Source organism: Ectothiorhodospira sp. BSL-9, assembly GCF_001632845.1.
In the GTDB taxonomy this organism is placed as follows: Bacteria; Pseudomonadota; Gammaproteobacteria; order Ectothiorhodospirales; family Ectothiorhodospiraceae; genus Ectothiorhodospira.
This window is the reverse complement of sequence record NZ_CP011994.1, coordinates 626,752-644,874: the sequence shown is the minus strand read 5'-3', so window position 1 is coordinate 644,874 and position 18,123 is coordinate 626,752. Positions and strand designations below refer to the sequence as shown.

General features: G+C 61.9%; 18 protein-coding genes. 14 read left to right on the top strand and 4 right to left on the bottom strand.

Going from position 1 to position 18,123, the window contains the following annotated elements:
• The first annotated feature begins 5 nt into the window (after window positions 1-5).
• The gene (locus ECTOBSL9_RS03245; protein ID WP_063465976.1) at window positions 6-1,529 is read left to right on the top strand and encodes a complex I subunit 5 family protein; all 1,524 of its coding nucleotides are present in this window, start codon (window positions 6-8) and stop codon (window positions 1,527-1,529) included.
• Window positions 1,526-3,241 carry a complex I subunit 5 family protein gene (locus ECTOBSL9_RS03240; RefSeq protein WP_063463856.1) on the top strand — a complete coding sequence of 572 codons (1,716 nt, stop codon included), beginning with the start codon at window positions 1,526-1,528 and terminating at the stop codon, window positions 3,239-3,241. The genes ECTOBSL9_RS03245 and ECTOBSL9_RS03240 overlap by 4 nt, the downstream gene beginning before the upstream one ends.
• Before the next feature lie 242 nt (window positions 3,242-3,483).
• Here the strand turns inward: ECTOBSL9_RS03240 and ECTOBSL9_RS03235 are convergent, their stop codons facing one another.
• Window positions 3,484-3,984, bottom strand: a complete 501-nt coding sequence (locus ECTOBSL9_RS03235) for a peroxiredoxin (protein ID WP_063463855.1) — start codon at window positions 3,982-3,984, stop codon at window positions 3,484-3,486.
• Window positions 3,985-4,124: 140 nt separating this feature from the next.
• Between ECTOBSL9_RS03235 and ECTOBSL9_RS03230 the strand changes: the two genes are divergently transcribed.
• The 10 genes from ECTOBSL9_RS03230 (at window position 4,125) to ECTOBSL9_RS03185 (ending at window position 14,404) form a co-directional block, all read left to right on the top strand.
• Complete coding sequence (locus tag ECTOBSL9_RS03230; RefSeq protein WP_063463854.1) at window positions 4,125-5,474, top strand: YhjD/YihY/BrkB family envelope integrity protein; 1,350 nt, start codon at window positions 4,125-4,127, stop codon at window positions 5,472-5,474.
• A 285-nt stretch (window positions 5,475-5,759) separates the two neighbouring features.
• Window positions 5,760-5,966, top strand: a complete 207-nt coding sequence (locus tag ECTOBSL9_RS03225) for an AbrB/MazE/SpoVT family DNA-binding domain-containing protein (RefSeq protein ID WP_063463853.1) — start codon at window positions 5,760-5,762, stop codon at window positions 5,964-5,966.
• Window positions 5,963-6,343, top strand: coding sequence for a type II toxin-antitoxin system VapC family toxin (locus tag ECTOBSL9_RS03220; RefSeq protein WP_063463852.1), 381 nt, complete (start codon window positions 5,963-5,965; stop codon window positions 6,341-6,343). The genes ECTOBSL9_RS03225 and ECTOBSL9_RS03220 overlap by 4 nt, the downstream gene beginning before the upstream one ends.
• A gap of 185 nt (window positions 6,344-6,528) precedes the next feature.
• Window positions 6,529-6,876, top strand: coding sequence for an alpha/beta hydrolase (locus tag ECTOBSL9_RS03215; RefSeq protein WP_063463851.1), 348 nt, complete (start codon window positions 6,529-6,531; stop codon window positions 6,874-6,876).
• Between the two features lie 141 nt (window positions 6,877-7,017).
• Complete coding sequence (locus ECTOBSL9_RS03210) at window positions 7,018-7,995, top strand: PstS family phosphate ABC transporter substrate-binding protein (RefSeq protein WP_063463850.1); 978 nt, start codon at window positions 7,018-7,020, stop codon at window positions 7,993-7,995.
• Window positions 7,996-8,191: 196 nt separating this feature from the next.
• On the top strand, window positions 8,192-10,492 hold the full coding sequence (locus tag ECTOBSL9_RS03205) for an ABC transporter permease subunit (protein WP_082829707.1): 2,301 nt from the start codon (window positions 8,192-8,194) through the stop codon (window positions 10,490-10,492).
• Window positions 10,493-10,509: 17 nt separating this feature from the next.
• Complete coding sequence (gene pstA, locus ECTOBSL9_RS03200) at window positions 10,510-12,189, top strand: phosphate ABC transporter permease PstA (RefSeq protein WP_063463849.1); 1,680 nt, start codon at window positions 10,510-10,512, stop codon at window positions 12,187-12,189.
• Between the two features lie 38 nt (window positions 12,190-12,227).
• Entirely contained in the window at window positions 12,228-13,091 is an 864-nt protein-coding gene (gene pstB / locus ECTOBSL9_RS03195; RefSeq protein ID WP_063463848.1) for a phosphate ABC transporter ATP-binding protein PstB, read from the top strand.
• Between the two features lie 53 nt (window positions 13,092-13,144).
• Window positions 13,145-13,882, top strand: coding sequence for a phosphate signaling complex protein PhoU (gene phoU / locus ECTOBSL9_RS03190; RefSeq protein ID WP_063463847.1), 738 nt, complete (start codon window positions 13,145-13,147; stop codon window positions 13,880-13,882).
• Between the two features lie 174 nt (window positions 13,883-14,056).
• Window positions 14,057-14,404 (top strand): nucleotidyltransferase domain-containing protein, encoded by a 348-nt coding sequence (locus ECTOBSL9_RS03185; RefSeq protein WP_063465974.1) that lies wholly within the window; start codon window positions 14,057-14,059, stop codon window positions 14,402-14,404.
• On the opposite strand, the gene ECTOBSL9_RS03180 is transcribed toward ECTOBSL9_RS03185, so the two are convergent.
• Both ECTOBSL9_RS03180 and ECTOBSL9_RS03175 read right to left on the bottom strand, forming a co-directional pair.
• A complete protein-coding gene (locus tag ECTOBSL9_RS03180; protein WP_063463846.1) occupies window positions 14,377-15,222 on the bottom strand; it encodes a UDP-2,3-diacylglucosamine diphosphatase in 846 nt (281 codons plus the stop codon). The genes ECTOBSL9_RS03185 and ECTOBSL9_RS03180 overlap by 28 nt on opposite strands.
• Window positions 15,223-15,575: 353 nt before the next feature.
• The gene (locus ECTOBSL9_RS03175; protein WP_063463845.1) at window positions 15,576-16,670 is read right to left on the bottom strand and encodes a porin; all 1,095 of its coding nucleotides are present in this window, start codon (window positions 16,668-16,670) and stop codon (window positions 15,576-15,578) included.
• 151 nt (window positions 16,671-16,821) lie between these two features.
• Here ECTOBSL9_RS03175 and ECTOBSL9_RS03170 point away from each other — a divergent pair, with 151 nt between their 5' ends.
• Window positions 16,822-17,166: a type II toxin-antitoxin system HigB family toxin gene (locus ECTOBSL9_RS03170; RefSeq protein WP_240481038.1), complete on the top strand. Its 345-nt coding sequence runs from the start codon at window positions 16,822-16,824 to the stop codon at window positions 17,164-17,166.
• 3 nt (window positions 17,167-17,169) lie between these two features.
• On the top strand, window positions 17,170-17,541 hold the full coding sequence (locus ECTOBSL9_RS03165; RefSeq protein ID WP_063463843.1) for a type II toxin-antitoxin system HigA family antitoxin: 372 nt from the start codon (window positions 17,170-17,172) through the stop codon (window positions 17,539-17,541).
• Here the strand turns inward: ECTOBSL9_RS03165 and ECTOBSL9_RS03160 are convergent.
• Entirely contained in the window at window positions 17,519-17,947 is a 429-nt protein-coding gene (locus ECTOBSL9_RS03160; protein WP_063463842.1) for a hypothetical protein, read from the bottom strand. The genes ECTOBSL9_RS03165 and ECTOBSL9_RS03160 overlap by 23 nt on opposite strands.
• Window positions 17,948-18,123 lie beyond the last annotated feature (176 nt).

Sequence of the window (18,123 nt, the reverse complement as noted above, 5' to 3'; positions counted from 1 at the left end):
GCCTGATGCTGGTGATCATCCTGATGACCTCCCTGGTGCCGGGGGTGGTCATCTTCTTCCTGCGCGAGCAGCAGTTCGCCCTGCGCACCTTCCTCAACCTGGGTGGCGCCGGGCTCAAGCTGATGCTGATCATCAGTTTGCTGGTGGGTGTGTACCGGGATGGCAAGACCTACACCTTCACCCTGAACCTGTTGCCGGGCATCGATCTGGTGCTGGCGGCCGATGCCCTGTCCCTGCTGTTTGCCACCCTCTCGGCGGTGCTCTGGCTGGTGACCACCGTCTATGCCATCGGCTATCTGGAGCATTCCCCCAAGCGCAGCCGTTTCTTCGGGTTCTTCAGCCTCTGCGTGAGTGCCACGGTGGGGATTGCCTTCTCCGGCAACCTGATCACGCTGCTGATCTTTTACGAGATCCTCACCCTGGCCACCTGGCCCCTGGTGGTGCACCGGGGAACGCCGGATTCGTTTCGTGCCGGGCGCATCTACCTGGCCTATACCCTGATTGGTGGTGCCGTGCTGCTGGCGGCTGTGGTGTGGCTGTCGGTGCTGGCGGGAAGTCATGACTTCGCCGCTGGCGGTTACCTGGGCTCCCTCTACCCGGAGCATCAGCTGGCGCTGACCGTCCTGTTCGTCATGTTCGTGGTGGGGTTCGGGGTCAAGGCGGCCCTGCTGCCCCTGCACAGCTGGCTGCCCCGTGCCATGGTGGCGCCGGCGCCGGTGAGTGCCCTGCTGCACGCAGTGGCGGTGGTCAAGGCGGGGGCCTACGGGATCGTGCGCGTGGTGCATGATGTGTATGGCATCCAGCTGGCCTCGGACATGGGGGTGACCCTGCCGCTGATGGCGCTGGCCATCGTGACCATTCTGTATGGATCGGTGCGGGCCCTGTTCACTCAGGATCTCAAGCGCCGGCTGGCCTTTTCCACGGTGAGCCAGGTGTCCTTCATCGTGCTGGGCATCTCTCTGGCTGGTCCGGTGGGGGCAGTGGGGGGGCTGGTGCACCTGGTGCACCAGGGGGTGATGAAGATCACCCTGTTCTTCTGTGCCGGGAATTTCGCCGAGACCCTGGGCATCCACCGCATCGAGGAAATGCGTGGTGTAGGGCGGCGCATGCCCTGGACCATGGCCGCCTTCACCCTGGGTGGGCTGGGCATGATCGGTGCGCCGCCCATGGCGGGTTTCATCACCAAGTGGTATCTGGGGCTGGGGGCCCTGGAGGCGGGGCAGGGTTGGGTGATCGGTGTGCTGCTGGTCAGCAGCCTGCTCAACGCGGCGTATTTCCTGCCGCCGATCCTGGCCGGGTGGTTTGGCCGACCGCAGCATCACTGGTCCCAGGATCGTTTCCGGGACGGTGTGCTGGAAACCCACTGGATGCTGCTGTTGCCGACCCTGGCGGTGGCGCTGATGGCATTGGGCATGGGGGTACTGGCCTCATTGAGCATCAGCCCCCTGTACTGGGTGACCTTCATCATCGAGTTTGAGTACGGCTACGAGCATATCTGGCGGGCCGTGTTCGAGGAGGGTGATCCATGACCGGGGAAGCCTTGTGGCTGGCCCTGATTCCCGGGGCACCTCTGCTGCTGGCCCTGTTGCTGGCCTTTCCCGGGCGCGAGTATGCCTGGCGTCTGGCGCCTTTTGCTGCCTTGCCGGGCTTGTCGGGTGCGCTGCTGTTGCCCATCGGGGTCTGGGCGGAGTATCCCGCTGTGCTGCTGGGGGCGGAACTGGCCCTGGATCCCATCGGCCGGGGGCTGTTGCTGGTGACGGCGCTGCTCTGGGGGGCGGCAGCGGTGTTTGCCCAGGGATATCTGCGGGGTGACGCCGCTGTGGTGCGGTTCCATGTCTTCTTCCTGCTGGCCATGGCGGGCAACCTGGGGTTGATCCTGGCTGGCGATGCCATGGTTTTCTATCTGTTCTTTGCCCTGATGAGCCTGTCCTCGGTGGGCCTGGTGGTGCATGAGCGCACCCGCGAGGCCTGGCGGGCGGGCTGGGTGTATCTGGGGATGGCCATGGTGGGGGAGGTGGCGCTGTTCTCGGGGCTGCTACTGCTGGTGCATGGGGCCGGCGGGCATTCCCTGGCGGAGTTGGCTTCGGAGGCGCCGTCCAACTCCCTCGCGGCGGGGTTGCTGATCATCGGGCTGGGCATCAAGGCTGGCCTGCTGCCCTTGCATATGTGGTTGCCATTGGCCCATCCGGCGGCCCCGACACCGGCCAGTGCGGTGCTCTCCGGGGTGATGATCAAGGCGGGCTTGCTGGGCTGGATGCGGCTGCTGCCCCTGGGTGAGCCCACGCTCTGGGTCGGCGATGTGTTGCTGGTGCTGGGGCTCTTGGGTGCCTGGTTCGGGGTGGTGGCCGGGTTGTTCCAGTCGCGCCCCAAGACGATCCTGGCGTATTCAAGCATCAGTCAGATGGGGTTGATGATCGCGGGTCTGGGGGTGGCGATTCAGGTACCGGCCCTGGCGCCGGCGCTGCTTGCGGCGGTGGGGCTATACGCCATGCATCATGCCCTGGCCAAGGGGGCCTTGTTCCTGTGCGTGGGTATCGCAACGCGGGTGCGGGGGCCGTGGATCCTGGCCTATGTGGGTTTGCCGGCCCTGGCGCTGGCGGGTTTGCCCTTGACCTCGGGGGCCGTGGCCAAGACGGCCCTGAAGGCGCCCATGGAGGCGCCGGTGGTGGATCTCACTGTGGTGTTATGGGTGCTGACGCTGGCGGCAGCGGGCACGACCTTGTTGATGGTGCGTCTGGTGGTGGTGATGTTGCGGGACCGGAGGCCTTCCCGGCCGTTACCTCTATCCATGTCGATGCCCTGGTTGGTGCTGGTGGTGTCGGGGGTGTTGCTGCCCTGGGGCTGGAGCCCTGAGGTGGGCCTGGAGTCGTTGGCGCTCCCTAAGCTTGGGTCGGTTGTGTGGCCGATGGTGCTGGGGGGTGTGCTGGGGCTGGCCGGGTGGGCCTTGTGGCGGTGGCGTGCCTGGGGTGTTCCGGGCTGGATTCCGGAAGGGGATCTTTGGGTGCCCCTGGAGCGGGGTGGGGCGGGGTTGGTGAAGGTGTTCGGGGATGTGCCGGGGAGGCTTCAGGCTGCTTGGGAATCCGGGGTGGGGCGTTTGGGAGAGGGGGCTCAGCGGTTCTGGCGGGCCCTGCTGGGGTGGTCGCTTTGGGGGGAGCGCTGGATGGGTCGTTGGGATGTGATCGGGGTGATGTTCATGGCGTTGGTGCTGGGGCTGTTTCTGGTGCTGGCGTTGTCTGTTTAACTGGCTGTGCCTGGGTTTTACTTTGGGGTGGTCACCTCATCGAGGCCAGGTTCCTTGCGGCGGGACGCCGTGAATACGTCCCTGTAGGCTTGACCGCCGCATCCATGCGGCGAACACCCGCCTCCAGGAACCTGGCCCCGCTGAGGTGGGTCAGCGTTGGTGGCTATCGGTGGCTATCGGTGGCTATCGGTGGCTATCGGTGGCTATCGGTGGCTATCGGTGGCTATCGGTGGCTGGAGCCCTCAGGACCCGCCGTTTGCACCCAGGGCTCTGAGCACCGCATCGGCGGAGCTTTCCTCCACCTGCCGAGGCTTGTCCACACCGAGCCACTGCACCTCGCCGTTGTCCACGATCATGGCATAGCGCCGGGAGCGGATGCCCATGCCGCTGCCGCTGGCATCCACGTCCAGGCCGACGGCCCGGGTGAAGTCGGCGTTGCCGTCGGCCACCATGAGAATACGGTCTTCCACCTCATGGATTTCCCCCCAGGCATTCATGACGAAGATGTCATTCACCGCCAGGCACAGCACCCGCTCGATTCCCGCCGCCTTGAGTTTTTCATGGCGAGCCATGAAACCGGGCAGGTGAATGCCGGAGCATGAGGGGGTGAAGGCGCCGGGGACGGCGAACATGGCCACCTTGAAGCCGGTGAATAGCTCGGATGTGGCCACGGGCTGGTCTCCCGCGGGGGTCATGATCCGCAGCGTGACCTCGGGAAGCTGATCACCGATCTGGATGGTCATGGCAGGATCCTCCTGGGGTTGTGAAGGCCGGTATTTTAGAGGCGGCTTGTGATGGGTGGCTAGTGGGGCCAGGCCTTGGTGGTTCCATCGTGTCCAGGCTTGTATCCTGACAGCATCACTCACCGAAAAGATACCGCTCCATGAAGATCAAGGAACAGTCTTTGCAGATCAAGCGCATGGTGGAGCGGGGCGATATCCGGCAGATGCCCCGCTCCCAGGCTTGGTCGGTGAGCGCCGTGCGGGCCATGATGGGCATCGGTCGGGAGGTGTCCGGTGGGCAGTTGAATCTGCATGCCATGAGTCTGGTGTACACCAGTTTGCTGTCCATGGTGCCGTTGCTGGCCCTGTCGTTTTCCGTGCTCAAGGCCTTTGGCGCCCACAATGCGGTGGAGCCCTTTCTGCTCACCCTGCTCGATCCCCTGGGGGAGCAGGGTGAGGAGGTCGTCGCCAACATCGTGGAGTTCGTGGAGAACATGCGCGTGGGCGTGCTGGGGTTTGTGGGCCTGGTGTTCCTGTTCTTCACGGTGGTGGGGCTGATCCAGAAGGTGGAAGCGGCCTTCAACTACATCTGGCACGTGGACACGCCGCGCAACTTCGTGCAGAAGTTTTCCAGCTACCTGAGCGTGATCCTGGTAGGTCCTGTGCTGATCTTCTCGGCACTGGGCATCACCGGCACGGTGATGGCGACGGACGTTGTGCAGCAGGCCATGGAATACGGGGTCGTCGGCAAGCCTCTGGAAGTGTTGTCGAAGCTGGTGCCGTATTTCCTGATCACCCTGGCCTTCACCTTCATCTATGTGTTCGTGCCCAATACGCGGGTGCGGCCGCTGCCAGCCCTGCTGGGAGCACTGCTGGCCGCGATCCTCTGGCAGAGTGTGGGCTGGGGATTTGCGTCCATGATGGCGGGTTCCACCCGCTACGATGCCATCTATTCAGGCTTTGCCATCATGATCATGCTGCTGTTCTGGCTGTATCTGAACTGGCTGATCCTGCTGGTGGGTTCTCAGGTGTCCTTCTATCTGCAGAACCCCACCTACCTGCTGATCACCGAAGGCGCAACGGCCAGTCTTTCGGGCAACCTGCAGGAGCGCCTGGCGCTGCGCCTGATGCAGATCCTGGGGATGCGCTTCTACGAGGGTGGGGAGCCCATGCCCCGCGAAGATCTGGCGCGCCGCGTGGGGTTGCCCGAAGAGGCACTGGATCGCGTGTTGCAGGCCCTGGAGAGGGCCGGCCTGGTTGTTGCCACATCCAAGTATCCCACCCGCTACCTACCGGGCCGGGACCTGGGGCAAATCGCCCTCAAGGATATCCTGGATGCTGTACGGGGGTATGGTAATTCCCTGCCCGGCGACCAGGGCCCCAATGAGGATGACCAGGTGGCCCAGGTCTGTCGGGATATGGAACAGGCCCTGGAGGGAGTTCTTGCCAGCCAGTCACTACGTGACCTGGTGAAAAACTCGGGTAAGCAGGAGGGCGCCGCCGCAGGTTGAGCCCCATCAACGGGATGGTGGCTGGGGGGGCTTATCCGACACGCGTTGACCTGGCCGGGATGAACGGTCGTGATGGGCCGGTCCTTTCAAAACATGAGCATGAGCGGGGAAGGTTGAATGAGTTGCTGGCAGAGCGGAGGAAGGGGGGATATCCAACAACGCCATGGACGCAGACACGCAAAAGCGGCGCTTCGTCACGTCACTATTGCCCGCTGGTTTATGTGCCTTGATCGTTCGAGTCGATAGAGCTATCGTAATACCGGCTACTCATCGATAGGTGGCGTCATGACTTCAGTAACCGTTTCTCCCAAGTATCAGATTGTTATTCCTAAAGAAATTCGTGAATCCATGGGGATTGTATCTGGCCAGAAAGTCCAGATTACATCATATCAGGGGAGAATCGAGGTGATTCCCCTCAAGCCCATGAAGGCGATGAGAGGCTTTCTGGAAGGAATTGATACCACCGTTCTCAGAGAAGAAGACCGGCTGTGAACGTCGTGGATTCGTCAGCTTGGTTGTCGTATTTCGCCAATGATGGCAATTCTGCGGTATTTGCGGAACCCATTGAAACGTTACCAGAGTTACTGGTGCCAAGCATCACAATCACTGAGGTTTTCAAGAACGTATTGCGTCAACGAGGGGAAGAGGCTGCCCTGATTGTCACTGCTCATATGGAGCAGGGCAAGGTGATTCCTCTGAGTTCGGAGCTTGCTAAGGATGCCGCAAAATTTGGTGTTGTCCATAAATTGCCGCTGGCCGATAGCATTATCTTCGCCACTGCCCAGAAGTTTTCTGCTTTAGTCTGGACTCAAGACAGGGACTTCGAGGGCTTGGTGAATGTTAGATACATTCCCAAAAGTAGCACATGACAATCACAGGCAAGCACCGCCAAAAACGGCGCGCAGCCGCGCTGCAGCACGCTATTTCGCCTGCCAGTTGCCGGTCGGCGACGTAAACGAAGTCAGTCTCTGTTCAAGGTCTCTGGGCTGGGTGAGCACTACGCTCTGGGCCAGGGACCTTACATCCGGACAGGCATCGGTTTGCGGGCAACCCGGTGACGGGCAGTCTGGCACGCTGGTCGGTTCACCACGACCACTTCCGGGACCAACCGGAACTGGTGCTCGGCGGCGTCACCTGGGGATGGCTGCACCAGGCCTTCGGCTCCCGGCGTCACATCAAGCGCAAGGCCGCCGAAGCCATCCAGCAGCCGGTCCTTGTGCTTTCCGCCCCCGCCGACCGGCTCGTGGTCGCCGACCGCCACCCCGCCTTTTGCGATCGGCTGACCCATTGCACCCTGATCCGTTATCCCGGTGCCCGCCATGAGCTGCTCATGGAGGAGGATCGCATCCGGAACCCGGTGCTGGAGGATGTGCTGGCGTTTCTGAATGCGCAGGGGTTCTAACGCTGTCATCAAATCGTCATCTTTACGTCACAAAGAAGACACCGGCGCTTCCCATACTCTCTCTCGTCAAAACCGGTTTCTGCCCTGGCTTGCCATGGGTGGGGGCCGGCTTGCCATCCATCCCGCGAGAAGAGGAATGTCATGAAGCACCTCAAGAAAGCCTTTGTCGCCGCCGGCGTATCCGCCGCGCTGGTGATGGCCGGTCCCGTCCAGTCCAGCGAAGTTGATCCGAACCTGCCCACCTACGAGCGCGTCTCGGGCATCTCCGGCAACCTGTCCTCCATCGGTTCCGACACCCTGAACAACCTCATGACCCTGTGGGCCGAGGAGTTCAACCGCTTCTACCCCAACGTCAACATCCAGATCCAGGGCGCTGGCTCCGGCACCGCGCCGCCGGCCATCACCGAGGGCACCGCCAACTTCGGCCCCATGAGCCGCGCCATGCGCTCCTCCGAGAAGCAGTCCTTCGAGGAGCGTCATGGTTATCCGCCCACTGAGGTGGCCGTGGGCATCGACCTGCTGGCTGTCTTCGTGAACAAGGACAACCCCATCGAAGGCATGAGCCTTCCCCAGGTGGACTCCGTGTTCTCGGAAACCCGCCGTTGTGGCGCGGATGAGCGTGTCACCCGCTGGGGTCAGTTGGGTCTGACCGGTGGCTGGGAAAACCGTGATGTGGCCCTGTTCGGTCGCAACGCTGTGTCCGGCACCTATGGCTATTTCCGGCAGCATGCCTTGTGCGGCGGTGATTTCAGTGACGACGTGAACGAGCAGCCGGGTTCGGCTTCCGTGGTACAGGGCGTCACCGAGTCCGTCAATGCCGTGGGTTACTCCGGTATCGGCTACCAGACTGCAGGCGTTCGGGCCATCAAGCTGGGTGCTGAAGACGGTCAGCTGTTTGAGCCCACTGCGGAAAATGCCCTGGCTGGCGACTACCCGCTGGCCCGCTCCCTGATGCTGTATGTGAATGCCCATCCCAACGATGGTCTGCCCCCGCTGGAGCGCGAGTTCCTGAGAATGGTGCTGTCCAGGCAGGGTCAGGAAGTGACCGCGCGTGATGGCTTCGTGCCGCTGCCCGAGTCTGTGGCGAGCCGCATGCGCGCCGAGTTGGGTCTCGACTAAAGTGGGGCAGGGCGGGCATGGCAGGTCCGCCGCCCTGGCCAAGGCCCCGCCTCTCGCGGGGCCTTGGTCTTTTCAATCTCTGCGCTTCATGACGCCGTCACGAAACTGTCACGTTCGTGGGTTAGCGTGAGCGCCGATACGGTGGAGCCCGAAGGGGCGTCACCCCGTCTTTCCCTTCATCAAGACGACGAGCACCATGAGCACAACCAACCCGGCCATTGGTAGGGGGGGCGAAAGCCCCCGGGATGCGGCCCTTCTGCCCAGTGGCGTCAAACGCGCCCGGCTCAGGAAATGGCGCTATTTCAAGGATGGCGTCTCCCGCTATGGCGTGGGCGCCGGCGGCATCGGGGTCGTGGTCGCCCTGGGACTGATCTTCGTCTATCTCTTCTATGAAGTCGTGCCCATGCTCATGCCGGCGGATGTCACGCCTCATGAGAGCTACCAGATCCCTGGCGAACCCGCCGCGCAAACCCTGTTTCTGGCCCTGGAGCGCTACCAGGAACTGGGGGTGCGGTTCTCGGATGATGGGGTGGCCACCTTTTTCGAGACGCCCAATGGCCAGGTCCGCAACGCCGTGGACTTGCCCATTCCATCAGAAGCGAGCATCACCAGTTTTGCCGCTGCCGAGGCGCGCCAGCGCCTGGTGGCCTACGGGTTGTCCGACGGCACGGCCGTGGTGGCCCGGCACGAGTACGATCTGACTTATCCGGACGGTGTGAGATACATCGAGCCCAAGCTCACCTTCCCACTGGGTGAAGAGCCGGTGGTCATGGACCCGCAAGGGGAGCCCCTGATCCAGGTGGGCATCCAGGAGGGGAGTCGCGGATTTGCCATTGCTGGTCTCACTGCTGATAACCGACTGGTCTTCAGCCTGTACCGCACCTCCACCAATCTGTTCACGGGCGAGACCGAAATCGAGCACAGCGCCTATGAACTGCCTTCGCCTCCCGGTGTGACCCGACGGGTGCTGGTGGATGCGGATCATCGCGCCGTGTTCGTGGCCGACAATGAATCCCAGATCCACTATTACGATGTCTCCAACCCGCGCAACGCCCGGTTGGTGGAGACCGTGCGCGTGGTGGGTGAGGATCATGATGTGACCGCCATGGAGTTCCTGGTGGGTACACAGTCCATCATCGTCGGCGGTACCGACGGGTCACTGTCCCAGTGGTTCCTGGCGCGGGATGAGGACAACGTTCGCCGTCTCATGCATGTGCGCAGTTTCGAGTCGCAACCGGCGCCCATTGCCAGCATCTCGCCGGAACTGGCTCGCAAGGGCTTCGTGGTGGGGGATGCCGCCGGTGGACTGAGCATCCACTTCGCCACCTCCAATCGCACCCTCATGCAGGAAACCGTCCTGGACGGGCCCATTCAGGCCATCGGGCTGTCACCGGTCAACCGAGCCATGCTGGTGCTGGATCCGGATGGACGGATCATGCCCATGAGCCTGCGCAATCCGCATCCGGAGGTCTCCCTGAGCGCCTTGTGGGGCAAGGTGTGGTACGAAGGGCGCAACGAGCCCACCTACACCTGGCAGTCCTCCGGCGCCACGGACGATTTCGAGCCCAAGTTCAGCCTGGTGCCGGTCACGCTGGGCACCATCAAGGCGGCGTTCTACGCCATGCTGTTTGCCACGCCGCTGGCCATCATGGGGGCCATCTACACCGCCTACTTCATGCAGCGTCACCTGCGGGGCCTCGTCAAGCCCACTGTGGAGGTGATGGAAGCCATGCCCACGGTGATCCTCGGCTTTCTCGCGGGTCTGTGGCTGGCGCCCTTCATCGAATCTCACCTGCCGGCAGTGTTCAGTATCTTCATCCTGCTGCCGCTGCTCATGCTGGTGGTGGGGTTTGCATGGACACGCATGCCTGAATCGATTCGCATGCGTATCCCGGCAGGCATGGAAATGCTCATCCTGGTGCCCGCCATCCTGATCATGGCGTGGGTGTGCGTGCTGTTGAGCCCCATGGTGGAAGTGTGGTTCTTCGATGGCAGCACCCGCCAGTGGCTCACGGACGTGGGCATAACGTATGACCAGCGCAACGCCCTGGTGGTGGGCATTGCCATGGGCTTTGCGGTGATCCCCACCATCTTTTCCATCGCCGAGGATGCGGTCTACACGGTGCCCAGGCACCTTACACAGGGATCGCTGGCTCTGGGAGCCACGGCCTGGCAAACGGTGGTCGGCGTGGTGCTGCCCACCGCCAGCCCCGGCATCTTCGCCGCCGTGATGATGGGCTTCGGACGCGCCGTGGGGGAAACCATGATCGTGCTCATGGCCACGGGCAACACCCCGGTCATCAACTTCAACATCTTTGAGGGCATGCGCACCCTGTCGGCCAATATCGCCGTGGAACTCACCGAGACGGCGGTGGGCAGCACCCATTACCGCATCCTGTTCCTCTCGGCCCTGGTGCTGCTGGTGCTCACCTTCGTGCTCAATACCGCCGCCGAGATCGTGCGCCAGCGTCTGCGCCAGCGTTACAGCAACCTGTAGGCCCGGAATCTTCAACGATGACACTCAAGCAATGGTTTAAAAGCGGTTCACCCTGGGTGTGGCTCAATGCCGGCGCCATCGCCATCAGCATGATCATGGTGGTGGGGTTGCTGTCGCTGATCCTGGTGCGTGGCTTCTCACATTTCTGGCCCACGCCAATCCTGGAGACCACCGTCACCCAGCCCGACGGCAGCCAGGTCCAGGTGATGGGCGAACTGTCCCGATCCCAGACCCTGCCCGCCGAGGTGATGCGGGACGCGGGCGTGAACATCCCGGCCGACATCAACCTGGTCACGCGCCACCTGATCAAGCAGGGCAACCGGGACGTCTGGGGCCGCGACTTTGTCTGGTATCCGGAAACGGGTATGGAGGAATGGCGTTTTCCCAAGGAGGCCATGCGCCTGGAACGACGCGAATGGGGGGACTTCTACGGCTATCCTGTGCGCGTGAAGGAGGCGGGACGTACGGTGGCCGAGGGCGAGAACCTCTGGCCGGAGCTCCAGCAGCGGATCGGTCGCGCCAATGACATCTTCGACGAGATCCGCCGTATCGAGCGCCGGGAGATCGGCCGGGTCAACCAGCGCATGGAGCGGGTGCGTCTGGACGAACGCCGCCTGGCAATGGATCGGCGTGCGGGGCGCATTGATCGCGCCACCCAGGAAGAGGCCATGGCGGAGCTGGAAGCCCGTCGCGCGGAGTTGAATGAAGAGTATGGCGTGTTGCAAAACCGCCTGGATGAACTCTATCAGGACGTGCGCCGGGACACCCTGGTGGCCCGGGTCATGGACGGTCGGGAAGTGGATCTGCCATTGGCCCAGATCATCCGCGCCATCCAGCCCAATGACATGTCCGTGGTCGCCAAGACGGGGCTGTATGTGGTGCAGTTCTGGGAGTTCATCAGCGGTTACCCCCGCGAGGCCAACACCGAAGGTGGGATCCTGCCGGCCATCTTCGGCACCGTGACCATGGTGTTCGTCATGTCCATCATTGTGTCGCCGTTCGGGGTGCTGGCAGCCATCTACCTGCGTGAATATGCCCGCCAGGGGCCGTTGCTGCGAACGATACGCATCTCCGTGTACAACCTGGCAGGCGTGCCGTCCATCGTCTTCGGGGTGTTCGGTCTGGGCTTTTTCGTCTACTTCGTGGGGGGGGCCGTGGACCAGCAGTTCTTCCCGGAAGCACTCCCATCACCCACCTTTGGAACCCCGGGTCTGCTGTGGGCCTCGCTCACCCTGGCACTGCTGACCCTGCCGGTGGTGATCGTTGCCACCGAGGAGGGGCTGGCGCGTATCCCCAGCACCATCCGTCAGGGTAGCCTGGCACTGGGGGCCACCAAGGCCGAAACCCTGTGGAAGGTAGTGGTGCCTCTTGCCACGCCGGCCATGATGACCGGACTGATCCTGGCCATTGCGCGAGCGGCGGGCGAGGTGGCACCGCTGATGCTGGTGGGCGTGGTCAAGCTGGCCCCGACCCTGCCCATCGACGGGAACTTCCCCTTCATCCACCTGGAACGCAAGATCATGCACCTGGGCTTCCACATCTTTGACGTGGGCTTCCAGAGTCCCAACGTGGAGGCAGCCCAGCCGCTGGTGTATGCCACGGCCATGACCCTGGTGGTGCTGATTGTGTTGCTGAACCTTACGGCCATCAGCATCCGCAACCGGCTGCGGGAGAAGTACCGCAGTGAATCCGATTGATCCACCGCCCCAGGCAAGATACAGAAAGAGTGACTCCAATGGATGCCACAATGACACAGACTGACAACAGTGCCCCGGCCTCGAGCCACGGCATCGCCTCGAGCCTGTTCGAGAACCCGAACGCCAAGCGCCTCAAGCTCTCCGATGAGCGTATGGCGCTGGAAGTGGACAAACTCAACCTTTACTACGGCGAGGATCAGGCCCTCAAGAACATTTCCTTCAAACTGGCCGCCAACCGGGTCACCGCCTTCATCGGCCCCTCCGGTTGTGGCAAGTCCACCCTGCTGCGGTGCTTTAATCGCATGAACGACCTGGTGGACTCCTGCCGTATTGAGGGGACCATCCGCCTGGAAGGGAAGGATATCTACGATCGCAAGGTGGATGTCGCCGAATTGCGTCGCCGGGTGGGCATGGTGTTTCAGAAGCCCAATCCATTCCCCAAGTCCATCTTCGAGAATGTGGCCTACGGGCTTCGCCTGCAAGGCGTCAACAATCGTCAGGTGCTGGCAGAGGCGGTGGAACGGTCGCTGCGTTCGGCAGCCCTCTGGGACGAAGTGAAGGATCGCCTGAACCAGAACGCTTTCGGCCTCTCCGGCGGTCAGCAGCAGCGCCTGGTGATTGCCCGGGCCATTGCCATCGAGCCGGAGGTGATCCTGCTGGATGAGCCGGCCTCGGCTCTGGACCCCATCTCCACGGCGAAGATCGAGGAGCTGATCTACGAGCTCAAGAAGGATTACACCATTCTGATCGTCACCCACAACATGCAGCAGGCCGCCCGTGTCTCCGATTACACGGCCTATATGTATCTGGGGGAGATGGTGGAGTATGGCGATACCATGACCCTGTTCACCAACCCCCGCAAGAAGGCGACGGAAGACTATATCACCGGTCGCTACGGGTGATGTCCGGTTTGCAGGCGACGTTTGATACAGATTCCCAACAGAGGTGCACGGCGATGGATCAGAGCAGTCTGGGTGGTCACTACCTGGAAAAATACAATGAAGAGCTGGAGACCCTGCGTCTTCGTGTGCTCAGTATGGGCACGCTGGTGGAGAAACAGGTGGCCAATGCCGTCAACGCCCTGGCCACGGCAGACACCGCCCTGGCCGACGAGGTGATCCAGGAGGATGTGCGGGTGAACAGCATGGAAGTGCTCATCGACGAGCATTGCTCCGAGATCCTGGCCCGGCATCAGCCCGCCGCCAGCGACCTGCGTTTTATCCTGGCCATCATCAAGACCATCACCGACCTGGAGCGCATCGGCGACCAGGCCGAAAAGGTGGCCCGCATGGCGCTGCATCTGGCGGAGAAGGATCGGCCGCGTAACCAGTATGCCGATGTGAAGGCCCTGGGTGACAAGGTGGCGCAGCTGGTGCACAACGCCGTGGATGCCTTTGCCCGTCTGGACGTGGATGCCGCCCTGGCCACGGCCCGGGAAGACATCAATGTGGATCGGGACTACGAGGCGGTGATGCGTCAGCACATCACCTTCATGATGGAAGACCCGCGCACCATCTCCCGGGCCCTGGACGTGGTCTGGGCCATCCGCGCCCTGGAACGTGTGGGCGATCATTCCCGCAACATGTGCGAATACGTGATCTACCTGGTCAAGGGCAAGGATGTTCGGCACATCAGCCTGGATGAGATGGAGCGAGTCGCCCGGGGTGACGCGCCGGAGGGGGACTCGCAGTAGCCGAGTGCTGACAATGACGCCGGTGGCGGGTTCTGCTAGTTTGGAGGGCCTGGATAAGGAGGCACGATGAACGATCAGGACATCCGCTGGCAGCAACGGTTTGCGAACTTCAACAAGGCACACGCGCAGTTGATTGACCCATGACCAAAAGTCCCAACTCGGGGGCCATTGATCATGGCGGCGGGGCGATTTGGGCTGACGGAAGATGATCTGGAAAAGCTGTACAACGTGTTTGAGCGTCATCCACAGGTGCGCGAGGTCATCATTTACGGCTCACGCGCCAAGGGCACCCATCGCCCTGGGTCGGATATCGACCTCACCATCGTGGGCGACGTGGATTGGCAGGCCTTCAATCAGCTGGAGCTGGACCTTGACGACCTGCTGCTGCCCTACAAGATCGACCTCTCGCTGCACGAGCACATCGATCATGCCGACCTGAAGGCCCATATCGAGCGCGTGGGGCAGACGCTGTTTTGCGCAGAGCAGAGGCCGACCTACAGCCCCGAGCCCGCCCGGGACTGAAGGAAGGCAGGTTTCAACCCCTCTCCTGCTTGCGGGAGAGGGGTGAGGGCTGGCGCCGGGTGCAGCGCCTCCTCGCGGCTGTGATTCGACCAGTGCATCAGCCGGATATTACCCTGAAAATCCTCCGTCAGCGCCGTGCAATGCTCCACCCAGTCACCATCGTTGCAGTACAGCACCCCGTCAATGCGCTCAATCCCTGCCTTGTGGATATGGCCGCAGATATACCCATCATAGGCCCGCTCCGAGGCCCGTCCCGCAGCGGCTTCCTCGAATCGACGGATATACTCCCTGGCCTTGCCGACGCGTGTTTTCACATGGCCGGATAGCGACCAGTAGGGATGCCCCATGCGCATGCGCCAGGCGTTATAGGCCTGGTTGATGCGCAGCAGCACCTTGTAAGCCCCATCTCCCAGGGCCTTGGCCAGCCGGTTGTGCTTCACCAGGGTGTCGAACTCATCCCCGTGACTCACCAGAAAGCGACGCCCATCGGCGGTCATATGCTCCGCCTGACGCTGCACGCTCACCCCCTGGAACACCGTGCCCACGAACGCCCGCAGGGCCTCGTCATGGTTGCCCGGGATATAGATCACCCGCGTACCCGCCTGGGCCTTGTCCAGAATGCTCTGGATCACGGCGCTGTGATCCGCACTCCAGTAAACGCTGCGCCTCATGCTCCACAGGTCGAAGATATCACCCACCAGATAGAGGGACTCGCACTCGGTGGACTCGAGAAAATCCAGCAGGTAATCGGCCCGGGACTGACGCGTGCCCAGGTGGACGTCGGACAGGAAGATGCTGCGGCAGTGGATGGTACCCATGATGAGGATGTCCCGTTTGGAATCTGCGCCGATTATCCCCGCCCGACATGACTGTCGGATCAAGGCTGGATGGCATTGGGATGACCGTCGTTGAGGATCGCTGTTTGCATGTCGTCTGCTTTCCCGCCCGGTAAGGCATGCGGGCGGCGCCCTGTCACCACCCATTGAATCGTCCACCCGGGGTGCTCTTCCAGGGTTCAGCGCCCATGCTGAATGAATGATCTTTCACGTCGGTGAAGCCGTCGTGATCGTTCGGTTGCAGTTCCAATAAAAAAGGCCCGGCGGGTAGGGCCGGGCCAAAATCGCCATGCTTGCAGAGGAGGGGGCGTCCCTGCCCCGATCACAGACCGTGATCAGAAGTCGTAACGCATGCCCAGGGAGAAGGCGGTGGCCTTCTCACCCGCAGCGCCGCTGGGGCTGGCGGTGCGGGCGGCGCTCCAGGAGGTCAGGCTGGAATTGTCGTCGTTATCGGTGACGGCAATGTTGCCGTAGAAACGCAGGGCGCTGTCCAGACGATATTCCAGGCCGATGGCGTAGAGGTTGGCGTCGTTGTCATCCAGGTCGGAATCCAGGGTGAACCAGTGGGCGTTCAGGTAGACGTTGGGGCTGGCCTTGTACTGGCCGCCGAAACCCCAGACCTTGCCTTCCTGATCCTCGACACCGCGGGTGCTTTCGGTCACCTGGTACAGGGCGCCCAGGCGGAATTCCGGGGTGATCTGGTAGGAGCCGGCCAGGCGCCAGGCTTCGGCGTTGTAGTCGAAGCCGCCCGTTGATCTGAGGACAACGTCTCCCGTGTTCTGATTGATAACGTATTCAGAGTTGGCGTCGCGATAGATACTCTGATTTTCATAGGCCACCACCACGTTCACGGGGCCATTACGGAAGCCCAGGGAGGTACTCACCGCGCGATTTTCGGCATCCTCGACGGTGGACTGGCCGGAGTTGTCGGCCGAATACTGGATATCCCACACCAGCCCGTTCAGCGAAGGCGTGCGGTAATGGATGCTGTTCCTGAAACGCTCGTCGAAACGACCATGGTCATTGGTGCGGGTCAGGTTGCGCATGTCGCCCACCTGATCACCGAAGAAGTTGGCCGGGCCCCGGGCGCGCTTGAAGGGGGTGTCGAACTTGCCCACGCGCAGCATGCCCCAGTCGCCCTTCAGGCCGGCGAAGGTGTCGCGAGTGGCGAATTCGGTGCCGGAGTCATCGAAATCGATCTGCTGTTCGATCTGGAAGATGGCGGTGACGTTATCGGCGAACTGACGCTCGCCCTTGAAGCCCAGGCGGCTGGAGTTGCTGGAGACGTTGAACTCGCTGTAGTTGTCACCGTCATCCAGGATGTCGGCAGACAGATGGGCCCGCCCATACAGCGTCATGTCGGCAACGGCCAGGGCCGGCATGGACATACCCACGGCGACCATGGCCGCGATCAGTTTCTTGTGATGCATATGAATGACTCCCCAAGTCTATGAAAGGAAAGGCCGTCCCAAGCCTGTCGAACCGGGGAGAAATATGGCGGTGCAGGGTTAAGCTACCGTGAAGAAAGCGTGAAATTGTGATGAAATCACCACAGGTGTTGCATTTGCGCAACGATTCCGGATGTCATCGCGCCTGATCCCATCATGGGATATGATGGCGGCAATGAGGATCATTGCTGTCAAGAATCTGCGTGACTTCTGGGAGCGATGCCCTGAGGCAAAAGCGCCTCTGGAAGCTTGGGTGGATGAAGTGAAGCATGCGAACTGGAAGGATGCGCACGAGATCAAAGCCAAGTACCGGAATGCCAGCATGGTCGGCGGCAAGCGCGTGGTGTTCAACATCAAGGGAAACGACTATCGGCTGATCGTCGCGGTGGCTTACCGATTTGGTGCGGTTTACGTCAAGTTCATCGGTACCCATGCGGAATACGATAAGGTGGATGCTGCAACCATAGAGATGGAGTGACCCGTGGATATTCGTCCGATTCGCACTGAAGCAGACTACAAGGCGGCTCTGAGAGAGGTGTCTGCCTACTTTGAAAACGAGCCCGAACCGGGGTCTTTGGAAGGCGATCGTTTCGAGGTTCTGATGACCCTCATTGAGGCCTACGAATCAAGGCATTACCCCGTGGATCTCCCTGACCCCATTGAGGCCATCAAGTTTCGCATGGAGCAGGGTGGCTTGACGGCCAAGGACCTGGAACCGGCTATTGGTCGCAGAAATCGGGTCTATGAAATCCTCAATGGCAAGCGTGGACTCAGTCTTCCCATGGTTTGGAATCTGCATCGGATGTTCGGTATTCCAGCAGAGAGCCTGATCAAGCCCCCTTCCCATCGATAAGGGGGTACCGGCACCGATCAGCATCACGGGGCGGGCGTGGCTTCTCCTGACCTTCCCGAAGCACCCACAGACGCCCGTCCTCAACGCTGACGTCGAAGTCGGGCTTGGCGGCCACATATTCCAGAGCGGTCTCGCGATCGACGGCTTTCAGGGTCATGCCCTGAGGGCCAGCACCGATCAGGATCACCGGTCGGCCCGGTTTCTCCTGGCCATGCTTGAGCACCCAGAGCCGGCCATCCTCCAATTCCACGCGGAAGCCGGGTTTCGCGAAGGCGGCCTCGGGGGCGGTCTGCTGGGCGCTGGTGGCGTCCATCGTGGTCGCATCATGGGATGGGGTGCTTTGGCAGCCTGCCCCCACAAGAGTGGCAGCCAGGGCCGTGAACAGGGCGGTGCGTGCATATTTCATGGGTCAGACTTCCTCGGGTGTGGAAAGGGACGGGATCAGGCGCTCATGTGATCCTGTCGATGCTAAGGCAGAACTGTGACGTTTTCTTGACTGCGGCCTGGGCCGGCTGGGCAGGTGTTGTCACGCGTTTGTCATGCCGTTCTGGTATCCCATGGGGTCTCATTCCCTAATCGATC

Coding starts and splice junctions, on each gene's coding strand:
- ECTOBSL9_RS03245 (WP_063465976.1), top strand. CDS start 6: ATGCTGGTGATCATCCTGATGACCTCCCTGGTGCCGGGGGTGGTCATC.
- ECTOBSL9_RS03240 (WP_063463856.1), top strand. CDS start 1,526: ATGACCGGGGAAGCCTTGTGGCTGGCCCTGATTCCCGGGGCACCTCTG.
- ECTOBSL9_RS03235 (WP_063463855.1), bottom strand. CDS start 3,984: ATGACCATCCAGATCGGTGATCAGCTTCCCGAGGTCACGCTGCGGATC.
- ECTOBSL9_RS03230 (WP_063463854.1), top strand. CDS start 4,125: ATGAAGATCAAGGAACAGTCTTTGCAGATCAAGCGCATGGTGGAGCGG.
- ECTOBSL9_RS03225 (WP_063463853.1), top strand. CDS start 5,760: ATGACTTCAGTAACCGTTTCTCCCAAGTATCAGATTGTTATTCCTAAA.
- ECTOBSL9_RS03210 (WP_063463850.1), top strand. CDS start 7,018: ATGAAGCACCTCAAGAAAGCCTTTGTCGCCGCCGGCGTATCCGCCGCG.
- ECTOBSL9_RS03205 (WP_082829707.1), top strand. CDS start 8,192: ATGAGCACAACCAACCCGGCCATTGGTAGGGGGGGCGAAAGCCCCCGG.
- pstA (WP_063463849.1), top strand. CDS start 10,510: ATGACACTCAAGCAATGGTTTAAAAGCGGTTCACCCTGGGTGTGGCTC.
- pstB (WP_063463848.1), top strand. CDS start 12,228: ATGGATGCCACAATGACACAGACTGACAACAGTGCCCCGGCCTCGAGC.
- phoU (WP_063463847.1), top strand. CDS start 13,145: ATGGATCAGAGCAGTCTGGGTGGTCACTACCTGGAAAAATACAATGAA.
- ECTOBSL9_RS03185 (WP_063465974.1), top strand. CDS start 14,057: ATGGCGGCGGGGCGATTTGGGCTGACGGAAGATGATCTGGAAAAGCTG.
- ECTOBSL9_RS03180 (WP_063463846.1), bottom strand. CDS start 15,222: ATGGGTACCATCCACTGCCGCAGCATCTTCCTGTCCGACGTCCACCTG.
- ECTOBSL9_RS03175 (WP_063463845.1), bottom strand. CDS start 16,670: ATGCATCACAAGAAACTGATCGCGGCCATGGTCGCCGTGGGTATGTCC.
- ECTOBSL9_RS03170 (WP_240481038.1), top strand. CDS start 16,822: ATGTCATCGCGCCTGATCCCATCATGGGATATGATGGCGGCAATGAGG.
- ECTOBSL9_RS03160 (WP_063463842.1), bottom strand. CDS start 17,947: ATGAAATATGCACGCACCGCCCTGTTCACGGCCCTGGCTGCCACTCTT.